Source organism: Pseudoalteromonas sp. OANN1 (assembly GCF_024124685.1).
Taxonomy (GTDB): domain Bacteria; phylum Pseudomonadota; class Gammaproteobacteria; order Enterobacterales; family Alteromonadaceae; genus Pseudoalteromonas; species Pseudoalteromonas piscicida.
Map to the genome: position 1 here is coordinate 16,324 of NZ_JAMXSE010000037.1, position 19,757 is coordinate 36,080.

Genomic DNA, 19,757 nt, shown 5'->3' on the forward strand with positions numbered 1-19,757 from the left:
TAAAAATAGTGGAAAACCTATATTCGATATTAATGCCAGCAGTCGTGATTGGCGTAGGTGCAACGCTTGTTATGGATTTGTGGGCATTTATGCTCAGTCGCTTGTTTGCCATAAAGGGCTTAGATTATGCATTAGTTGGTAGGTGGATTGGACACTTGTGTCAAGGTCAACTTACGCATCAAGGTATCGGGCGTAGTAAACCAATATCTGGTGAACGTGTCATTGGCTGGTCCATGCATTATTTCATTGGGATTGTATTCGCCTTGGTGTTTCTACTGAGCGTGGGCAAGCCTTGGTTGATTGAGCCTAGCCTTTTGACTGCGTTAGTTTTTGGCTTCATAACGTGTGTTTTTCCATTTTTTATTATGCAACCCTGTTTTGGTGCAGGGATCGCAGCATCTAAATTACCAGAGCCGACTAAGGCAAGGGTAAAAAGTATGGCAGCACATTTGATTTTTGGCTTTGGGTTGTTTTTAAGCTCGTTTATATATGTAAGCTTATTGTGAGATAAAGCAATAGAAAGTGGTGGAGGGAGCTGGATTCGAACCAGCGAAGGCTGAGCCGTCAGATTTACAGTCTGATCCCTTTGGCCGCTCGGGAACCCCTCCATCATTTGGAGCGTTTATTTTAAAAGTGGTGGAGGGAGCTGGATTCGAACCAGCGAAGGCTGAGCCGTCAGATTTACAGTCTGATCCCTTTGGCCGCTCGGGAACCCCTCCATACATTTTAAAGCGTTACAATTTGAAAGTGGTGGAGGGAGCTGGATTCGAACCAGCGAAGGCTGAGCCGTCAGATTTACAGTCTGATCCCTTTGGCCGCTCGGGAACCCCTCCGAAATTGTAACTGTTGTTTATGGTGGAGGGAGCTGGATTCGAACCAGCGAAGGCTGAGCCGTCAGATTTACAGTCTGATCCCTTTGGCCGCTCGGGAACCCCTCCTAAACAACGGCGGTGATAATAACAAAGTTTTTTTCGAAGTAAAGAAAACTACTAAAGTTTTTCGGAAAAAGGCCGATAAATTCATAATTAGCAAAATAATCGGTTGGAATACATGCAAATTGATGGCGTTTTAATCAGTGAGTCGCAATTAGGGTCCGCGTTGAACATTAGTGTTCATGAGACGCGCTCTGCCGATTTTGCCATGCTATTATCTATGCTATCAACCGATGCATTAGATTTTAGCCAATTTCATCTACCAAAATCTGAAGCTGCCGCAAAAGATAACTCAGAAGAAACACTAAAAAAGCAATTTGAAATAGGTCCACAAAAGCCACTTGCGCCAAAAGAGTATAATATGCTTATTGGTCAGCAAAACGCGCAGCTGGTATCTATGGGGGCGATGGCGACCTTGCGATTGCAAGAAAATTTAAATCCAGAACCTTTTGCCGCACGAAATGATAAAAAGCATATTCCACTCGAAGTTGTAGAAAATTTGGAACCAGCGGTTAAAAGGCGTTTGGCGAGCGCGCAAGGTAAACTGGCCTTGGTTACTGATAAGGCAATGGATGCAGCTGGTTTTTATGATCAAATTGCAACGGGAGATATGCAGAGTATGTTACGCGCGACGGCGTAACAACATTAGCTGCTTTTACTTCTTCAAATTGAGCAAGTTTAAGACAAACTGGTATTAAACTTGCTGTTTTACAGCTGTTTGCTTCGTTACTAGACTGACATAAAACGCCATGCTTATCGTGCTTCATGTCTAATACCAATTGAATTAATTCTCTAATCAATTTGAAGGGTGAAATAGCATATTAGCTTCGTTAAAAATTTCTCATTTAGAACAACTAAATAGCAAAATTTTTGCCTTGCTACTAAAGCTATTTCCCCGCTTCAAGATAGATCATTTACTTAATACAACTGGTATAAGCTAAACGGCCTTTAATCATCCTTAGCTCGTTTCAAGCTTTTTTATTGCTTTGTATTTAATCTCTAATTCAGACTATTTTAGCTACCATGGCACTTTTTATACTTTTTACCACTGTCGCACGGACAGACGTCATTTCTGCCTACTTTGGTTGTAGGCGTATCGTACAATTCACCATCTAAGTAATACCATCTGCCTGCTTCGGTAATAAAATTTGACCGTTCATGGAGTATATAGTGCGTGTTTTCTGCGATATAGTGCGCCTTAAACTCAACAACCTCCTGAGTAGCTTCTGCTACTTCTTCTAGCACTTCCAATTTTATAAAGCGTGCATAATTAGCAAATGCAGCAATATCGTCGACACTATTTTGTGCTTGTTTAGCCTGGGCGTAGGTGTCATGAATATACTGTGCATCTTTTAAGCAGTATGCAGTATAGCGAGAGCGCATGAGTATTTGTGGACGCTCTGCGAATTTTTGTCCCTTAAGGTACGGCTCACAGCATTGCGAATAGGGAAGGGATGAATTGCAATAACAAGACATAAAAACTTCAGTTTTAACAAATTTATATCCTGTTATTGTAGCTTGTTAAGCGCTTTGAAAACAGTGGATCGCAACGTCAGATACTGGCAATTCCATTTTGTTGATAGTTTGCACTGAAGCAATATCAGTCCATATCACCACAGCAGCGAAATTACCATTGCTGATAGCACTTTTAAGTACATACTCAAGGTCGTATATGTGCTTTTGCCTAATGACGAGCAACTTGCTTGCATCAACTGAAGCACTTTCTAGCAGTGACTTGTTTGGTACATTATCGGGCGCAACGAGTAGCGTCCAGCCTTGTTTATGTTGACATTTATGTAAAACTTTAAGTAACTCTAAGCTAGCGACGATCTCATCTTCAACGATTACATTATTGATTTCGTTAAGTGTGTAATAAGTCGAATTGTTTGGCTGTAGAAGTGTATTGCTGTGTAACATAATTGTCTCACTGGTTATCTATACAGTATTTGTATACAGTAGTTTATACAGTGTGTGAATGCAAGAGAAATTGCTAGCTTTTTAATCAATATTTAAGCTTGATTTGTATTAAATTTTAATTTTTTAAATAAAACAATGGGTTGTGATTTTTTTAGATGACAGCTAAATTGACGAAAGTTCAGTATGAGTAAAGCAATAGGAAGCTTTCTCAGATGCTATACAGTAGTTTTCCTTGTACTATTGTGATCGTTGCAGAGGGTAAGCGTACGTTTACTTAAGAGAGGCTTAGCTACGCCTAGCCTACATTTTTTTGGTGAGCAAAATTTAATTTACTGGCTAATATGCTGTAGTTGATGAATTTGCTCGTAAAGTGTTGCAGCATAGCACTGTGCATCTCTAAAGCGCTTAGTTGTAATAAAACGGCGTACATCTAATAGTACTTGTTCGGCACCTTTGTGTCCTTGGCTACTGGCCAAACTTAACCAAGCAGCTGCATGAAAGGGGCTGGGTGGCACTCCTTGACCTTTCATAAACAACAAACCTAAAAAAAACTGTGCCTTCAAATCACCAGACATCGCGGCCAGTCTTAGCCATTTTGCCGCCAGCGGAAAAGATTTTTCTTTTAGGTAATAAAGGCCTTTTTTCAAAGCTTGGGTATTGTCGTGAAGATCTGGGAATTTTGCGTCCGCTTTTAATGGCGACGTTACAAATTCAAGCACATTCAGCAGCTGCTGTTCTAAGTCATGGTTTGCTGAGTTGTCGGTGCTATTTTGATCCATATCTTTATTCGCAATAATGTTGATAAGCAGAGTGTAGCTGAATTTTAACTATTTTGTCCGAGTTTTAAAGTGATTCGTGTTAAAATCCAACCACTTGTTCCTCAAATTTGTAATTTTAGTTATGCTCGAGCGGTTATTTTCACTGCAAGCTATGCACACCAATGTAAGAACCGAGGTGATTGCTGGCTTGACGACATTCGTTACTATGGTTTACATCGTTTTCGTAAACCCAGCAATGCTAGCAGAAGCTGGTATGGATCACGGCGCTGCTTTTGTGGCAACTTGTATCGCAGCCGCAATCGGCTGTTTTATTATGGGGCTATGGGCAAACTATCCATTAGCGCTTGCACCTGGAATGGGCTTAAACGCCTTTTTTACCTATGGTGTTGTGCTCGGCATGGGCTATACATGGGAAAGTGCATTAGGCGCGGTATTTATGTCGGGCTGTTTATTTCTATTTTTGAGCGTATTCAAGGTTCGCGAATGGGTGATCCAAGCTATACCTATCGTGCTAAAGCGTGCGATTGCGGCAGGTATTGGCGCATTCTTAGCGTTAATCGCGCTAAAAAACGCGAAAATTGTTATCGCAAGCGATGCTACATTAGTACAACTCGGTGATATCACTTCTCCCGGCCCGCTATTAGCCATTGCGAGCTTTTTTGTGATTGCGGCGCTCATGTACCGTGAAGTCAAAAGTGGCGTGCTTATCAGCATTTTAATGGTAACGGGTATTGCGTGGGGACTTGGGCTTGTAGATTATCACGGGGTTGTTGACGTGCCCCCAAGCATCGCGCCGACCTATATGCAGTTGGATTTGAGCGGAATTTTTGAACTGTCCATGCTTAGCGTGGTGTTTGCATTTTTATTTGTCGATTTATTTGATACCAGCGGCACATTGGTTGCGGTGACGCAAAAGGCTGGATTATCTGACGAGCATGGACGTATGCCAAGACTGGGTAGGGCACTGTCAGCTGACAGCACCGCGACGATTGCAGGCTCAGTGCTCGGTACCTCAACGACGACTTCATACATCGAATCAGTGTCAGGTGTATCCGTCGGTGGTCGCACAGGGTTGACGGCCGTGGTCGTAGGGATCTGTTTCTTACTCATGATGTTCTTTGCGCCACTGGCACAGATGGTTCCTGCATATGCGACGGCGGGCGCGATATTGTATGTGTCGGTATTAATGCTACAAAACCTAAAGTTGATTAATTGGGATGAGATGAGCGATGCTATTCCGGTGAGTGTTGTGTTATTGATGACACCGCTCACGTTTTCAATCGCGCATGGTATTGCTTTGGGTTTTATTTCTTATACAGCAGTTAAATTGGCGTGTAACAAAGCAAATGAAATCAGTATCAGCGTTTGGGTACTGACAGTACTCTTTATCGTTAAGTTTGCTTTTGGTTAAACAAGTGGGTTTACTTCATTTGTAACAAAAAGGCTGGGAGACCAGCCTTTTACGTAAATAATGGTGTTACCACTTCTTCTTCGGTGCAAACAGAACGTCCAAGTCGTCTTGTTCTTGCTCTGCTTTCTTTTTCACCGCTGATGCGTTGGACGCTCTAAGTTCGCTGCTGATCTCTTCTAAATAACCTTCGAGCTGTGCTTTTTTCTCTTTTACATAGTCATCATTGTATGAGACGGCGCAAATTGTAGCGTAAGCTTTTTCAAAGTATTGTCTTGCCGAACCGACCATATTTGCAGTCCTTGCTGAAAGCCCGCGTTTTATCTGGCTTTCAACATTGATTTTAAGCTGAAACCGCTCCAGCCTACGGTCTTCATTAACGAACAGTTGAGTGTCTACTTTACCTTTACTATGCTCAGAGCGCAGTAGTTGGCGTAATTTCTTTATGCCTTGAACTAATGCGATAATTTGCTTGTCATTGTCAGGAAGTGCTATCGAGTCTGAGTCAGCTGCTTTTTCAGGCTGAGTATTTAAGCGCTCTTGCGACTCGTGTAAGCGACTTTTTAATTCTTTCGAAGTTGGAGACAACTCCACCATTGCGGCTAAAGCGTCATGCACGCGGCGTTGAATAATACGGATCATGACTTCAGACATCGGAATATTGCTGCCATTCATGATGACGTCTTCCGCTTCTTCTATTACGCGTTTTTGCTTAGCAAGTTCTTTGCGTCTCTCCGCTTCTTGTTTCTCTTTATGTTGCTGGATAGCGCTTACCCAAACTGCTATGACGATAAGTGCAACAATCAACATTATTATAATAGAAACAAACATACTGAAATCTCTTTCATGTAACCACCAGTGTAATTTTTTAATCTTACATGAATTCGTACTATTCTGAACAGGTTTACGACAATAACCTGTAAAAAAGATAAAGAATTCATTATTTTTTAGTATAGTCGATGCCTAAATGAGCGGTTAGTTTTAGTGAAAGATAGTCGCCAGATTTAGCTCGTGAGTTTGCAAAAGCGTGTCAAAATATTCGCTATTTGGCCAAGTGACTGTCTGAGCGTCAGTGAAAATGCTGATATTTAGTACCTCTTGGCTACCTCATTTTTACCAAATGTGCTAGCCTACATAAGGTCGTAACAGGCGGTTTTTATCGCTTTGCACTGAACTCGCTAACAAAAAGCGGTTTTGCTATGGGCTGATGCTCAACATCAAGAGATCATAAGAATAAAAGCAATATGAAATTACAACAATTGAGATATATCGTCGAAGTGTTGAATCACAACCTTAATGTGTCAGCGACGGCGGAAAGTTTATATACCTCTCAACCTGGTATTTCAAAGCAAGTGCGCATGCTTGAAGACGAGTTGGGGGTACAAATTTTTGGCCGTAGCGGTAAGCATTTAACGCATGTTACGGGCGCAGGTAATGAAATTATTAATATTGCTCGTGAGATCCTTTCTAAAGTGGAAGGGATCAAAGCGGTTGCAAATGAACATACCTTACCAGATCAAGGTAAACTGAACATCGCAACGACGCATACTCAAGCTCGTTACGCGTTACCTCCTGTGATCCAAGGGTTTATGAAAAAATACCCGGCGGTTTCTCTACATATGCATCAAGGTACGCCACAGCAAATCTCTGATGCTGCCGCTCGAGGTGATGCTGACTTTGCTATCGCCACCGAGGCGCTACACTTGTACAGTGATCTGGTCATGCTACCTTGCTATCACTGGAATCGCAGTATTGTGGTCGCCAAAGACCATCCACTTGCACAAAAAGGCAGTGCACTGACGGTGCAAGACGTCGCTAAATATCCGTTGATCACTTATGTGTTTGGTTTTACTGGCCGCTCAGAACTGGATAAAGCATTTAATGCTCATGGCTTGGAGCCTCACATCGTGTTTACTGCAACAGACGCTGATGTGATTAAAACCTATGTAAGATTAGGACTCGGTGTTGGTGTATTGGCGTCAATGGCACTTGATGAAAAGTCTGATAGCGACTTAGTTTGCATCGATGCAAGTCACCTATTTGAAGCAAGTACGACGAAAATCGGTTTCAGAAAAGGGAGCTTCCTAAGAGGCTACATGTACGACTTTATTGAGCGATTTGCACCGCATCTCACAAAAGATGTGGTAGAGCGTGCAAGCTTGCTGCGAAATCAAGATGATATTGACAAGCTGTTTGAAGGTATGACGCTTCCTGTGAAATGAAGCACTTGAACAGCATATGAAGAGGCCTCAACAGAGGCCTTTTTCGATACGGTTATTCGTACGGGAGTGGATCTGTTGCGTGGTTTAGTTCAAATGCTTCGAGACGCTCTTGGCAAGCACCACACTTACCACATGCTTTTTCGCGGCCGTTGTAACACGTCCAAGTGTCAGCGTAATCTAATCCCATTTTTAGACCGTCAGTCAGGATATCAATTTTTGAGTTGTTAAGGTAAGGACTCACAATTTCAACGGCGTCGTAGTTCGCAATGCGACAAACATCATCCATCTTTTTAACGAACTCTGGGCGGCAATCTGGATAAATTGCATGATCGCCAGAGTGAGCACCGTAAAATACCTTATTTGCTTTTAGAGAGACAGCGTAACCTACCGCAAGAGAAAGCAAAATCATATTGCGATTAGGCACAATCGTGCTCTTCATGCTCTCTTCTTCATAGTGGCCTTCTGGCACGTCGATGTCATCAGTTAGGCTAGAGCCTGACAATAATTGATTGATAGCAGAAATATCAACGACCTTATGAGCAACGCCGAGTTTTGCACATACGTCAGCGGCAACTTGTAGCTCTTTTACATGTCGCTGGCCATAGTTAAAAGACAGTGCATAAACCTCATGGCCCTCGCGGACAGCCTTGTTTAATACAGTGTAAGAGTCCATTCCGCCGGAATAGATTACGACAACTTTTTCGCTCATAGGTGATTTGCCTCGATTTTGATAGAGGTTTACTTCAGGGCGCGATATACTACACGGCCGCTGGAGAAATGACAATTTTCTCGCGGTATTTTTCGACAACTTTATCTTAAACACGGGGCCATTTTGTACAAGGTTAACGAAATATTTGAAACAATTCAGGGTGAAGCAAGCTTCACTGGTACGCCTTCAATCTTTTTACGTTTGCAGGGCTGTCCAGTTGGTTGCGCTTGGTGTGATACCAAACAAACGTGGGAAACCAACGACACTTTTATTGTTTCATTGGATAACACTGTAGAAAAAAAGGCTGACTCAGAGTGGTGGGCGAACGCGAGTGCTGACGAGATCTTGGCGATTTTCGAGTCGCGGGGCTACCAAGCCAAACATGTGGTGATCACTGGTGGTGAACCTTGTATGTTTGATCTTCGCCCGTTATGCGAGTTATTGCATAGCAAAGGGTACAGCACACAGATTGAAACCAGTGGTACATTTGAGATCCTCGCGCCAGCTGAAACTTGGGTTACCGTATCGCCAAAAATTAATATGCGTGGGGGTTACAAAGTACTTCCAAGTGCAATGGCTCGTGCTGATGAGATAAAGCACCCCGTTGCGATGCAAAAGCATATTGAGGAATTAGAGGCGTTATTTGCACAAACTGGGGTTGAACCAAAGTTAGTGTATCTTCAGCCAATCAGCCAAAAAGCCAAGGCCACTAAGCTTGCAATAGACAATTGCAAAGCGAAAAATTGGCGCTTATCAGTTCAAGTGCACAAGTATTTAGGGATTAACTAAAGCGATTTGCCTAAGCGTATTTTAGCTAAAAATGCGGTGTGTTTAAGCAGAGGTATTGAACAAACGCGGTGCTTAGGCGTTAAGCCCTTTGTAGAGGTTAATAACACTCGTTACTGACCATTTCGATCATTCTTTGCGTTTCGCCACTGTTCTCAAATTGATAGAGATTGCGATTGATGTCTTTGAGCAATTCACGCCAATGTGGTTTTTGCTTGCTAAGCGCAAAGTAGAGGTGATTGTACTTTATAGGCGGTGTCACGTTTTCTATGTTTCTCAGTAATTCAATTTTCTCAGCTCTAGGTAAGTCTGAATAATTGACTGTAAAGCGCAGTACTTTTGGATCGCCTATTACTAAATTTACGCGCTTACCGACGAGTAATTTCACTAGCTGTAAATCATTTACGGCTTCTACTGTAACAAATTCACCATTATCCATCATAGCATCAAACTCGGGGGTATTCTGATAGCCTCTCACGACGCCAATGAGCTCATTCTTAACTGAGTTTAGATTACCATCAAAGCGGTCTTCTTCACCTCTTCGCTTCAAAAAGCCGATTTCGCCACCAGGAAAGGCATTAGATAAGGCAAGTAGCTCTCTGCGGGTCTTATTCTTGTGATTGTCAGATGGTGCTGAATCCTCAATATAGTATTCTGGGAATAAAATATCAGCTTTGCCTGTTTCTGCGGCCCTTACGGCACGAGCCCAAGGCAAAAATTCAACATACACTTGATAATCTAAATCGGTAAGCAGTGCGACGGCAAACTGAAAGGCCCAGCCTTTATTGCAGAGGTTTGCACCGATATAAGGTGGCCAATCTAACGTCACAATATGAATGAAGGCATTTTTGCCTTTCTTATTGTATAGATAGCCCCCTTGATACTTTTCTCCAGCAACAAGGCGAAATTCACCACCCTTAAAGTAGGCGACGTTTAAATTCTCCCCATAGATGAAGCTACTAAACATGAGAAAAAACAAGAGTAATAAGGTCTTTACAGTCATCGAAGTCAAAAAAGCGTAGCGAATAGATAAAGTGTAGTGAAAGGAGGTGAAATTAAAAGGAATAATATAAAAAACAAAGGGGCAGTGATGCCCCTTGGAAGTCTAGAATATGAAGCTCTAGTCTTACTGCACTAATTCTTGTTCAGAGAATGTGTCTGCAAAGAGTGGGCTAGTTAGGTAACGCTCTGCAGCGCTTGGCAAAATAACCACGATGTTTTTATCAGCATTTTCAGGTTGCTCGGCAATACGCTTTGCGGCAACTAGGGCTGCGCCTGAAGAAATACCTACTAAAATACCTTCGTCTTTCATCAGCTGGTGTGCCATTGCAATTGCATCTTCATTAGAGACCAACTCAACGCCATCAATAAGCTCAAGATCTAGGTTGCCCGGAATAAAGCCAGCACCGATCCCTTGAATTTTGTGTGGACCCGGTTTTACTTCGTCGCCCGCAAGGGTTTGCGTGATAACTGGTGAGTCAACTGGCTCAACAGCGATTGACTTAACATTTAGGCCTTTTTCATTTTTCAGATAGCGCGAAACACCAGTGATCGTGCCACCCGTACCAACGCCCGCAACGAAGTAATCGATATTACCTTCAAGTGCATCAAAAATTTCCGGACCCGTTGTTTCAAAGTGGATCTTCGGGTTTGCTGGGTTTTCAAACTGTTGCAGTAACACGTATTTTTCAGGGTTACTTGCTTGGATTTCATTTGCTTTTTCAATCGCGCCTTTCATGCCCTTGGCGCCTTCTGTCAGCACTAAATTTGCGCCAAGTGCTTTAAGTAGTTTACGACGCTCAAGGCTCATCGTATTTGGCATAGTAAGTGTCAACTTATAACCACGAGAAGCAGCAACGAAAGCCAATGCAATACCCGTGTTACCTGAAGTCGGTTCAATAAGTTCTTTACCTTCGCTAAGAAGGCCCGCTTTTTCAGCTTCCCAGATCATAGATGCACCAATACGGCATTTAACGCTGAAGCTTGGGTTACGCGCTTCCACTTTTGCGTAAACATTGCCGCCAGAAACGCGATTGATTTTAACCAACGGTGTATTACCGATAGTTAGACTGTTATCTGCATATACTTTAGTCATTTGTGTTCCCTAATCTAGGTTTGCTTGTATTCCATCACTTTACTGCGCATTTCGCAAAACGAAAGGAAAGATTGGCTATAAGATATATCAAATTTGCTTATAGCCAATAGTTATTTAAATATTGATATTTAAATCAACCAGGCATAACTGAACTTCATAAATACCGTCTTTTCGTCTTTAGTTATCTTTGACAAATCATCGTCTTGATAACCATGATCGGAATAGCCTGCAAAGAAAACGGTTTGTGGGTTTAGTTTGTAGGAATAGAGCAGTTGGGTACTGATGCTTTTATAAGTCGCATCAACATCGTCATTATAATTGCTCTGGTTTCTCGAAATATCCGTGTTGATGATTGCCAATCTCAGATAGCTATTAATGTTAAATTGGTAAGTCAGGCGTATATCGCTCAGATTTGCGGTATAAACTTTTGCGCCATTCGCTTTCATTTTTTCGAATGTATGGCGCAATCTAACTTCAAAATGTTTGCCAAGATTGACGTTAATAACTGGGCGGGCGAAGTACAAATCACCAAGACGGTTGTTTGCAAGATCAACGCGGTTTCCTTTACTTAAGTTCAAGCCTGCGAAAACGCCGGCCATTGGCTTGAACTCCATATAGGTCCACTGTGAATTCTCGGTAAATAGATCGGTATTGCCGTCAATCGCAAGGCGGGTTTCATCATGTCGCAGTCCAGTGCGTTTTCTATGTTCAACACCGAAATCAAGAAAGCTTTGCAATGGGCCGTCAACTGCAAAGTTGGTTTGCACTTCTTTTTCTAATAACTCGCCTTGCTCGTTGTGGGAAATATCCCAGTCGGCGTACCAACGTGCACGGTTCCACCAGTTGTTGTCATCGCCATACCAACGGTACTCACCGCCAAAAAGAAATTTATTAAAGTCGACCTGAGTGATAAAGCCCATATCGGTTCTAAGTGCGGCATCGCGAGCTTGATAACTGGTAAATGCCTTCCAATGCTTGCGATTGTGCTCATAATTAACGTAATAGCCAGCACCGCGGTCATCTTCGTCAATCACTCTGAGTACGCTTTCGTTTAGGTCGCACTCAGCGAGCGTGTTATCACATAACGATTCAACAAAAGCGCTATCATAGTTTGTATCTGAACCAATTAACTGCACTTGTAGGGTATCGTTATCTGTTGGCTTGTATTTGGCGTCTATACTCGCAACTTGGTTGCGATAGTCGTCGCTTTGCCTGGTCGTCGATGTCACGCCTACAGACAAGGTTTTGTTTATGTCATGACGGTATCTAAGTGCCATGTTTTGGCTTTTTCTCTCTAATGAGACAACGCTCGAGCCTAAATTTCCAGGAACAACGACATTGAGTCTTTCATCGTTGGCAATAAATCCTGCAAAAGTGTGACCGTTTTTATTACCGGTAAGCTTGACGCCATAATCGGGTGCTGAAATGTTCCGAGTATGAATAAGGTTAAGGTGAGAAGAAAAGTAATCGGAATTATCTAAAAAGAACGCCCGTTTTTCAGGGAAAAATAGGCTAAAGCTATTGTTGACGCTCAATTGTCCTGTGTCAGCTTCAACTTGTGAGAAATCAGGGTTTAGTGTTGCGTTTAGCGTCGTGTCTGGTGTGATAGCCCACTTTACGTCTAAACCCGGCTCGACATTATTGTCGGCTTGCCACGGCTCTGCGATACCATCATTAATGTCGCGAGATTCTTGCCTATTGGTGACAAGTGTTGGAATAACGGCAAAGTTACTACCTTGCTTAGCCTTAGCAAATCCTTGATATTTTGGCATCTGACAGATCCAGCAAGAATTTGCATGTCGCAATTGCATGCTGGAGATACGCAACCTTTCATTTCTTGGATAAAAACGCAGAAACTCTAAAGCCATGGTTTTGCTCTCAAGGGAGTCGTTAAAATTTAATACACGAAGTGGGATTTCAACTTCAACAACATAACCATCTTTATTGATCTTTCCGACGCTATCCCAGATCCCATTCCAAGAACCATTCTCACTTTTAGTGAGTTCGTTTTCAATTGAGTCTTGTTGTACACCTAGTGGATTGATGAAAAACTGATAAGCGCTTTGGGCGTTGTTAAATGAATCAATTTTAATGCCGACAAGATCATCTTCCCAGGCGCGGTCACGGTCACGATAAAATGCGCGGATCAACTCAGGATTAGGGTCCTTTGCATCAAAAGCAATAAATAAAGATTGACCATTCTCATATACGTAGGCCTTAGTTTGTACTGGACTTGATTGGTTCTCGTATGGCCAAGTGATGTTGTTGATATCTATTTCTAATGCACGTTGCCAAATATCGGCTTCAAGTACACCATCAATTTTTGCAGAGCTATCGATAAATGGGATTTTATTTGGGTCTAGTGCCCATGTTTGGCTAGATAGACTAAGTACGACAAAAGAGTAGGTTACAGCTTTAAGCATGAATTTAATTATTATACAGAGACTTTTGTCAGTATTAGATAATATGCAATGAGCTGAAACAATTTATTTTCGTCAAGTTGCAATTATTTACGTTAGGTGGCGAATATGTATACATAAAATGTACAAATCGATTTATCTCCATCGAATTAATAGCAAAGATGGTCAAAAACATGTTACAACAACGCCTTTGAAAATCTGCTAGGAAGTAACTATGTCTCTTATATTGAAGCTAGTGGCGGGTATCGTCGCTGGTATGTTGGCGGGTCTGTACTTGCCGACTGTGTTAGTTGAGCTCTTATACACCTTCAAGGTGATCATAGGGCAACTTATCAGCTTTACTATTCCTCTGATAATCCTGCTTTTTATTGCTTCAGGTATAGCAGGTTTACCAAAGGGATCGGGCCACTTGCTTGGTAAGACAGTCGGCTTTGCTTATGGGTCAACCATTATTGCTGGCACGTTAGCATTTCTATTAGTTAATGCTTTCATTCCATTTTTTGACGGTGGTGTTGCTTATCAAGCCGTGGAAGAATCTCATCTTAAGAGCTTTGTTAATATCGAGATCCCTCCGCTGATGGGAGTGATGACGGCACTTGCAACTGCATTTATCTTTGGTATTGGGATGAGTCAGTGTGGTTTAACTAAACTTAAAGGCGTCACTGACGAAGCGAGAGATGTGGTAGATGCACTGCTTGCGAAAGTCATTATTCCAATATTACCACTTTACATTGCCGGTGTTTTTGCTGAAATGGCGGTAACAGGTACGGTATTCGACACCCTGAGTACGTTTGGCGTGGTATTGCTTGCCGCGATTATTATGCATTGGCTATGGCTAAGCACTTTGTTTGTGGTAAGCGGCCTGTTACTTGGTAGAAATCCATTGGAATTAATCAAAAATATGCTACCTGCGTATTTTACTGCGATTGGTACTATGTCGAGCGCGGCAACTATTCCAGTGTCTCTTCGTGCAAGTAAATCTAATAATGTTAACGAAGAGGTTGCCAATTTTACCGTACCACTTTGTGCCACCATCCATTTGTCAGGGTCGACTATTACCATAGTGACTTGCGCAATGGCTGTGATGCTGCTTTCTCCTGAGATGGTTGTACCTTCATTGTCGGAAATGTTGCCATTCATCTTTATGCTTGGTGTAGTAATGATTGCGGCTCCTGGTGCGCCGGGTGGAGCGGTTATGTCTGCGCTTGGGCTATTGACCAGTATGCTTGGTTTTAATGAGGGCGCAGTGGCATTGATGATTGCTTTATATTTAGCGCAAGATAGTTTTGGCACAGCATGTAATGTAACTGGTGATGGTGTGATTGCACTTTGGGTCGATCAATTTTCAAAGCAAAGCTGAGTCATATAAAAATAAATCTACTATAAGTCGCTATGGCTAAAATGCCGTAGCGGCTGCCTTTAAAATCACAAAGCGGTGAAATTATAATCAACCAGCTTCTTCCATTAATTAACTATTTGGTTAATTCATATCAAAATTGTATTTTTCTCTTGTTTCTATCGTTATGCTTTTAAAAAATATGTGGTAATCTCAAACATCTGGAAGCGAGGCTGTTGGTTGCTTCGCTCCTTTTACCAATATATATGTAGAGGGTGTGCCATTGATTAATGTGCTTTTAGTTGATGATCATGAACTTGTCAGGACTGGCATAAAACGCATTTTAGATGATGTGCGTGGCTTTAAAGTGGTAGGAGAAGCCAAAACCGGTGAGGAAGCCGTAACCTTTTGTCGCCAAAGTGAGCCTGACATTGTGCTAATGGACATGAACATGCCTGGTATTGGTGGATTGGAAGCGACCAAAAAGATTTGCCGTTACTGTCCTGATGTAAAAGTTATTGTGCTTACCGTGCATTGTGAAGATCCTTTTCCAAGCAAGGTAATGCAAATTGGTGCGCATGGTTACCTAACAAAAGGTGCTGGCCCTGATGAAATGATCAATGCAATACGTGCGGTTAATGCTGGTCAACGTTATATTGCGCCAGAAATTGCTCAGCAAATTGCCCTTGCGCAATTTAGTGGCCGCAATGACGAAAACCCTTTCCAATCGCTATCGGAAAGAGAATTGCAGATCATGCTCATGATCACTAAAGGTGAGAAAGCACAAAATATTGCAGATCGCTTGAACCTAAGCTCTAAGACGGTAAATAGTTATCGCTATCGCATGTTTGAAAAGCTCAATGTGAGCGGTGATGTGGAATTAACCCACTTGGCGATTCGCCATAAAATGATCGATATAGATAGCAGTCATTAAGTTCTTTTTAAATGACTGAATTTGACTACAAACCTTTCCTCAAGACATTAACAACAGAACCTGGTGTGTACCGCATGTACGATGTGGACGACCAGGTTATTTATGTTGGTAAAGCAAAAAACCTAAAAAAGCGAGTTTCTAGCTACTTCCGTTCAAATATCACAGATAGTAAAACGCGAGTATTGGTCAGTAATATTGACCATATTGAAGTAACGTTAACGAATACCGAAACCGAAGCGCTGCTTTTAGAAAATAACTTAATTAAGAAATATCAGCCGAGATATAACATCCTCTTAAGAGATGATAAAAGTTATCCATATATTTTCCTGAGCGCCCATCAACATCCAAGACTTGCATTTCATCGTGGTAGTAGAAAACAAAAAGGCGAGTATTTTGGTCCTTTCCCTAGCAGTGCTGCAGTATCGGAAAGTCTGAGGTTAATGCAGAAGATCTTCCCCGTTAGGCAATGCGAAGATGCGTATTACCGCGCACGCAGCCGACCTTGTTTGCAGTATCAGTTAAAAAGATGTTCAGGACCATGCGTTGGCAAGGTAAGCGACGAAGAATACCAAGAACAAGTAGCCATGGTTCGACAGTTTTTGACGGGACGCTCTCAGGACGTTATCTCAGCGCTGGTGGAACGAATGGAAACCGCTAGTATGTCTTTGGATTTTGAGAAAGCGGCAAAACATAGAGATCAAATTGCTTTATTAAGGCAAATGCAAGAACAGCAGTCCATTGCAGGAAACTTCGCAGAGCTTGATGTCATTGGTTATGAGCAGAAGAACGGTTTAGTGGCCATTCATGTACTGATGATAAGAGAACATAAGGTACTTGGGACGAAAACACATTTTCCAAAAGTACCAAAAGATTCTGGCGCAGATGAAGTGCTAACTTCTTTCCTTGGACAGTATTACATATCAACGGGTAACCACTCTAGAATTGCTAAAGAAATTGTATTGCCATTCGAGATAGAAGAGGGAAGTGCATTAGAAGCCGCGCTGACTCAAGTTTCGAAGCGCAAAGTTAATTTCAAGTTTAATGTTCGCGGTGAGCGAGCCCAATATCTTGCATTGGCAAATAAAAATGCGCAAAACAGTATTGAAGTTAAACAAAGTGCACAAGACTCAATCACCAAACGATATGCCAAACTAAAAGCAGTGCTAGGGCTTTCAGACATTCAAAGAATGGAGTGTTTTGATATCAGCCATACCATGGGAGAAAACACGGTTGCATCGTGTGTCGTATTCGATGGTCAAGGGCCAAACAATAGAGAGTATCGCAGATATAACGTCACTGGGATCACCCCAGGGGATGATTACGCAGCGATGGATTTTGCATTAAATAAGCGCTACGGCAAAATGTCGGATGAAGCGAAAGTACCCGATATTATTTTTATTGATGGTGGTAAGGGGCAGTTAGGTAGGGCAGAATCTTTCTTTGCTGATTGGCAACTCAGTAAAATGCCGATACTGATAGGGGTTGCAAAAGGCACAAGCCGAAAGCCAGGATTAGAAACATTGCTTATAGATGGTGGTCGTAAAACGGTGAATGTCGAAAGTGATTCACCTGCATTACACCTTATCCAGCATATCCGCGACGAATCACATCGCTTTGCAATTGCAGGGCATCGTAATAAAAGACAAAAACAAAGAACGCAATCTGTGCTTGAAGAGATTGAAGGCGTAGGTCAGAAAAGACGTCAGGCACTACTTAAGTTTTTAGGAGGCATGCAGGGAGTTAAATCTGCAAATATACATCAATTAAAGCAAGTTCCTGGGATCAGCCCTGAAATGGCTGAAAAGATATTTAATCATTTGCATGACAAAGCTTAAGCAATCATGCGAACATAGAAAAAAAGACAATACCAAGTAGTTATGTGGAATATTCCAAATACGCTCACAACATTTAGATTGCTACTCATTCCCGTGTTTGCAGTCGTTTTTTATCTTCCTTATTCATGGGCGTTTTTTGCCGCCGCTTTTATTTTCTGGTTAGCTTCTGTTACCGATATCCTCGATGGCTATCTTGCGCGTAAGTTGGAACAGTCAACACCATTTGGTGCTTTTTTAGATCCTGTTGCCGACAAGGTGATGGTCAGTGTTGCTTTAGTGATACTTGCTACACATTATGATAATTATTTCATTACTATTTCTGCTGTTGTCATTATTAGTAGAGAAATAGTTATTTCTGCGTTGCGTGAATGGATGGCTGAACAAGGTAAAAGAGGTAGTGTTGCTGTATCTTGGCTGGGTAAATTCAAAACAGCTGCACAGATGTTAGCTATTATAGGTTTGATTTGGCAATTATCAGATTGGATGACAATGCTAAGTTACGCACTTTTAGCTATCGCGACATTGCTAACATTAGTTTCTATGATCCAGTATCTCTATGCTGCAAAAGGAGAATTGACTAATTCTTGACTTGAAATGATTATAAACCCAGCGGTTTAGATAAATTTTGAGCAAACGATTCAAAACATTCATTTTTTATGTTGACGCGTTCCAGAACTTCTGTAGAATGCGTCCGTGTTGAGAGGGCAGTATGTCATCTAAATGAAATTTAGATAGCATCACCTAGCAAGTTAAAGTTTAAAGAAGCTTAGTAAATAAGTGGATTTAAATAATGGAACGCGAGTATAGCTCAGCTGGTAGAGCGCGACCTTGCCAAGGTCGAGGTCACGAGTTCGAACCTCGTTACTCGCTCCAAATTTGCGGCGGAATGGCAGAGTGGCCATGCAGCGGATTGCAAATCCGTCTACCTCGGTTCGACTCCGGGTTCCGCCTCCATTTCTCAACATATCCACATGCGAAAGCAAGCCCGATGCCCGGGTGGTGGAATTGGTAGACACAAGGGATTTAAAATCCCTCGCTGGTAACAGCGTGCCGGTTCAAGTCCGGCCCCGGGCACCATTTATATCGGGATTTGTATGTAACAAATCTAAATGGTTTTTATATACAAAACGGAACGCGAGTATAGCTCAGCTGGTAGAGCGCGACCTTGCCAAGGTCGAGGTCACGAGTTCGAACCTCGTTACTCGCTCCAATTTTTGCTTTCACACCCGATGCCCGGGTGGTGGAATTGGTAGACACAAGGGATTTAAAATCCCTCGCTGGTAACAGCGTGCCGGTTCAAGTCCGGCCCCGGGCACCATTTATTTTTCACATATAGAATTTACCAGTGTGAAAAATGGAATGCGAGTATAGCTCAGCTGGTAGAGCGCGACCTTGCCAAGGTCGAGGTCACGAGTTCGAACCTCGTTACTCGCTCCAATATTCTTCATGGCGGAATGGCAGAGTGGCCATGCAGCGGATTGCAAATCCGTCTACCTCGGTTCGACTCCGGGTTCCGCCTCCATATCGCATATTCTCCTTGTTCTTAATATCCCACTTATTTACCTTTTTATTATCCAAAAACTTCACTGTTACTGATTTATCCACATCTTCTTTTACTTAAACATTGTTTCTTTAGATCCCAGAATCATTATTATAGCTACTAGCCAATAATAAGAAGAATCGAAAGTTAGTATTCAATGCCTTTATAAACGCACCTAAATTCATATTTTCGATAAAAGGTATCATTTTGGTATCTAGTCCTGCTTATTGGATAGACTTACTGCTTCGTAGTAGCTTTGCATTTTCACTTCCACATAATTTACGTACACCTTTTCTACATAAAGAAGAATTGATCTGGTTTTGTTTCGAGTTCTATATGTAAGTAGGTAAGTTGATATGCTAACAGATGTTATATAACGCCATTTGTTCAGTTGTTCCTTAGTGATGCTTAAAGTTTATGTAGACTCGCGTGACTTCAATTCGATCTTTTTGAGTTAAAAACATACTGTTTTGACGTGTTTAGTTTGTTTTTTTGTTCGAACAAATATTTTTTATAAGTTTTAATGAAAAAAGGGGTTGCACTAAAATCGGATATCCCTATAATGCGCATCCACCGACACGGGGAGCAACGCTGAAAAGTAATAAGCCAACGAGTTGGTAGTCAAGTAAAACTTAGCTTTGAGAGCTTGGAAGAAAACTTCTAAAGAAATTCAAAATTAAGTGTTGACAAAAAATAGGGAATGCTTAGAATGCACACCCCTCGAAACAACGAAATGTTTCGAAATGTTCTTTAAAAATATGAAGCAATCATCTGTGTGGGCACTCGTACAGATTGAGTTCTAACAGCAGATTCTAGTTCGCTAGATGACGCAAACAAATTTAGA

General features: G+C 41.9%; 17 protein-coding genes and 11 tRNA genes. 16 read left to right on the forward strand and 12 right to left on the reverse strand.

Annotation, left to right across the window (positions count from 1 at the left end):
• Window positions 1-8 precede the first annotated feature (8 nt).
• The gene (locus NH462_RS22185) at window positions 9-506 is read left to right on the forward strand and encodes a DUF2938 domain-containing protein (RefSeq protein ID WP_010375555.1); all 498 of its coding nucleotides are present in this window, start codon (window positions 9-11) and stop codon (window positions 504-506) included.
• A 17-nt stretch (window positions 507-523) separates the two neighbouring features.
• On the opposite strand, the gene NH462_RS22190 is transcribed toward NH462_RS22185, so the two are convergent.
• The 4 genes from NH462_RS22190 to NH462_RS22205 form a co-directional block, all read right to left on the reverse strand.
• A tRNA-Tyr gene (locus tag NH462_RS22190) sits at window positions 524-608 on the reverse strand.
• A 26-nt stretch (window positions 609-634) separates the two neighbouring features.
• Window positions 635-719, reverse strand: a tRNA-Tyr gene (locus tag NH462_RS22195).
• Between the two features lie 29 nt (window positions 720-748).
• Window positions 749-833 (reverse strand) — tRNA-Tyr (locus tag NH462_RS22200).
• A gap of 20 nt (window positions 834-853) precedes the next feature.
• A tRNA-Tyr gene (locus NH462_RS22205) sits at window positions 854-938 on the reverse strand.
• A gap of 112 nt (window positions 939-1,050) precedes the next feature.
• On the opposite strand from NH462_RS22205, the gene NH462_RS22210 reads away from it, so the two are divergent.
• Window positions 1,051-1,572: a VC2046/SO_2500 family protein gene (locus NH462_RS22210; protein ID WP_010375557.1), complete on the forward strand. Its 522-nt coding sequence runs from the start codon at window positions 1,051-1,053 to the stop codon at window positions 1,570-1,572.
• A 374-nt stretch (window positions 1,573-1,946) separates the two neighbouring features.
• Here NH462_RS22210 and NH462_RS22215 read toward each other — a convergent pair whose 3' ends face one another.
• From NH462_RS22215 to NH462_RS22225, 3 genes are all read right to left on the reverse strand, one after another.
• The gene (locus NH462_RS22215; protein WP_253107771.1) at window positions 1,947-2,408 is read right to left on the reverse strand and encodes a YchJ family protein; all 462 of its coding nucleotides are present in this window, start codon (window positions 2,406-2,408) and stop codon (window positions 1,947-1,949) included.
• A 45-nt stretch (window positions 2,409-2,453) separates the two neighbouring features.
• Window positions 2,454-2,849, reverse strand: a complete 396-nt coding sequence (locus tag NH462_RS22220; RefSeq protein WP_010375559.1) for a SulA-like leucine-rich domain-containing protein — start codon at window positions 2,847-2,849, stop codon at window positions 2,454-2,456.
• A gap of 329 nt (window positions 2,850-3,178) precedes the next feature.
• Complete coding sequence (locus tag NH462_RS22225; protein ID WP_253107772.1) at window positions 3,179-3,628, reverse strand: sel1 repeat family protein; 450 nt, start codon at window positions 3,626-3,628, stop codon at window positions 3,179-3,181.
• 121 nt (window positions 3,629-3,749) lie between these two features.
• Between NH462_RS22225 and NH462_RS22230 the strand changes: the two genes are divergently transcribed.
• On the forward strand, window positions 3,750-5,039 hold the full coding sequence (locus tag NH462_RS22230; protein WP_253107773.1) for an NCS2 family permease: 1,290 nt from the start codon (window positions 3,750-3,752) through the stop codon (window positions 5,037-5,039).
• A 66-nt stretch (window positions 5,040-5,105) separates the two neighbouring features.
• Here the strand turns inward: NH462_RS22230 and NH462_RS22235 are convergent, their stop codons facing one another.
• A complete protein-coding gene (locus NH462_RS22235) occupies window positions 5,106-5,867 on the reverse strand; it encodes a hypothetical protein (protein ID WP_039492261.1) in 762 nt (253 codons plus the stop codon).
• A gap of 413 nt (window positions 5,868-6,280) precedes the next feature.
• On the opposite strand from NH462_RS22235, the gene cysB reads away from it, so the two are divergent.
• Entirely contained in the window at window positions 6,281-7,258 is a 978-nt protein-coding gene (gene cysB / locus NH462_RS22240) for an HTH-type transcriptional regulator CysB (RefSeq protein ID WP_010375565.1), read from the forward strand.
• 52 nt (window positions 7,259-7,310) lie between these two features.
• Here cysB and queC read toward each other — a convergent pair whose 3' ends face one another.
• Window positions 7,311-7,967 carry a 7-cyano-7-deazaguanine synthase QueC gene (gene queC / locus NH462_RS22245; protein WP_010375567.1) on the reverse strand — a complete coding sequence of 219 codons (657 nt, stop codon included), beginning with the start codon at window positions 7,965-7,967 and terminating at the stop codon, window positions 7,311-7,313.
• A 123-nt stretch (window positions 7,968-8,090) separates the two neighbouring features.
• Here queC and queE point away from each other — a divergent pair, with 123 nt between their 5' ends.
• Window positions 8,091-8,756, forward strand: a complete 666-nt coding sequence (gene queE / locus NH462_RS22250) for a 7-carboxy-7-deazaguanine synthase QueE (protein ID WP_010375569.1) — start codon at window positions 8,091-8,093, stop codon at window positions 8,754-8,756.
• A gap of 97 nt (window positions 8,757-8,853) precedes the next feature.
• Here the strand turns inward: queE and NH462_RS22255 are convergent, their stop codons facing one another.
• From NH462_RS22255 to NH462_RS22265, 3 genes are all read right to left on the reverse strand, one after another.
• Window positions 8,854-9,720 (reverse strand): transporter substrate-binding domain-containing protein, encoded by an 867-nt coding sequence (locus NH462_RS22255; protein WP_017218900.1) that lies wholly within the window; start codon window positions 9,718-9,720, stop codon window positions 8,854-8,856.
• 159 nt (window positions 9,721-9,879) lie between these two features.
• Entirely contained in the window at window positions 9,880-10,848 is a 969-nt protein-coding gene (gene cysK, locus NH462_RS22260; RefSeq protein WP_010375573.1) for a cysteine synthase A, read from the reverse strand.
• A gap of 128 nt (window positions 10,849-10,976) precedes the next feature.
• Window positions 10,977-13,271: a DUF5916 domain-containing protein gene (locus NH462_RS22265; RefSeq protein ID WP_253107774.1), complete on the reverse strand. Its 2,295-nt coding sequence runs from the start codon at window positions 13,269-13,271 to the stop codon at window positions 10,977-10,979.
• A gap of 211 nt (window positions 13,272-13,482) precedes the next feature.
• On the opposite strand from NH462_RS22265, the gene NH462_RS22270 reads away from it, so the two are divergent.
• From NH462_RS22270 to NH462_RS22320, 11 genes are all read left to right on the forward strand, one after another.
• Entirely contained in the window at window positions 13,483-14,628 is a 1,146-nt protein-coding gene (locus NH462_RS22270) for a dicarboxylate/amino acid:cation symporter (protein WP_253107775.1), read from the forward strand.
• Window positions 14,629-14,887: 259 nt separating this feature from the next.
• Window positions 14,888-15,538 carry a UvrY/SirA/GacA family response regulator transcription factor gene (uvrY, locus tag NH462_RS22275; protein ID WP_010606537.1) on the forward strand — a complete coding sequence of 217 codons (651 nt, stop codon included), beginning with the start codon at window positions 14,888-14,890 and terminating at the stop codon, window positions 15,536-15,538.
• Window positions 15,539-15,549: 11 nt separating this feature from the next.
• Window positions 15,550-17,373: an excinuclease ABC subunit UvrC gene (gene uvrC / locus NH462_RS22280; protein ID WP_253107776.1), complete on the forward strand. Its 1,824-nt coding sequence runs from the start codon at window positions 15,550-15,552 to the stop codon at window positions 17,371-17,373.
• A 42-nt stretch (window positions 17,374-17,415) separates the two neighbouring features.
• Window positions 17,416-17,961: a CDP-diacylglycerol--glycerol-3-phosphate 3-phosphatidyltransferase gene (gene pgsA, locus NH462_RS22285; RefSeq protein WP_010375584.1), complete on the forward strand. Its 546-nt coding sequence runs from the start codon at window positions 17,416-17,418 to the stop codon at window positions 17,959-17,961.
• 209 nt (window positions 17,962-18,170) lie between these two features.
• Window positions 18,171-18,246 (forward strand) — tRNA-Gly (locus NH462_RS22290).
• Window positions 18,247-18,253: 7 nt separating this feature from the next.
• Window positions 18,254-18,327, forward strand: a tRNA-Cys gene (locus NH462_RS22295).
• A 36-nt stretch (window positions 18,328-18,363) separates the two neighbouring features.
• A tRNA-Leu gene (locus NH462_RS22300) sits at window positions 18,364-18,450 on the forward strand.
• A 57-nt stretch (window positions 18,451-18,507) separates the two neighbouring features.
• Window positions 18,508-18,583, forward strand: a tRNA-Gly gene (locus NH462_RS22305).
• Window positions 18,584-18,604: 21 nt separating this feature from the next.
• A tRNA-Leu gene (locus NH462_RS22310) sits at window positions 18,605-18,691 on the forward strand.
• Window positions 18,692-18,734: 43 nt separating this feature from the next.
• Window positions 18,735-18,810: transfer RNA gene (locus NH462_RS22315), tRNA-Gly, on the forward strand.
• 11 nt (window positions 18,811-18,821) lie between these two features.
• A tRNA-Cys gene (locus NH462_RS22320) sits at window positions 18,822-18,895 on the forward strand.
• Window positions 18,896-19,757: the final 862 nt, after the last annotated feature.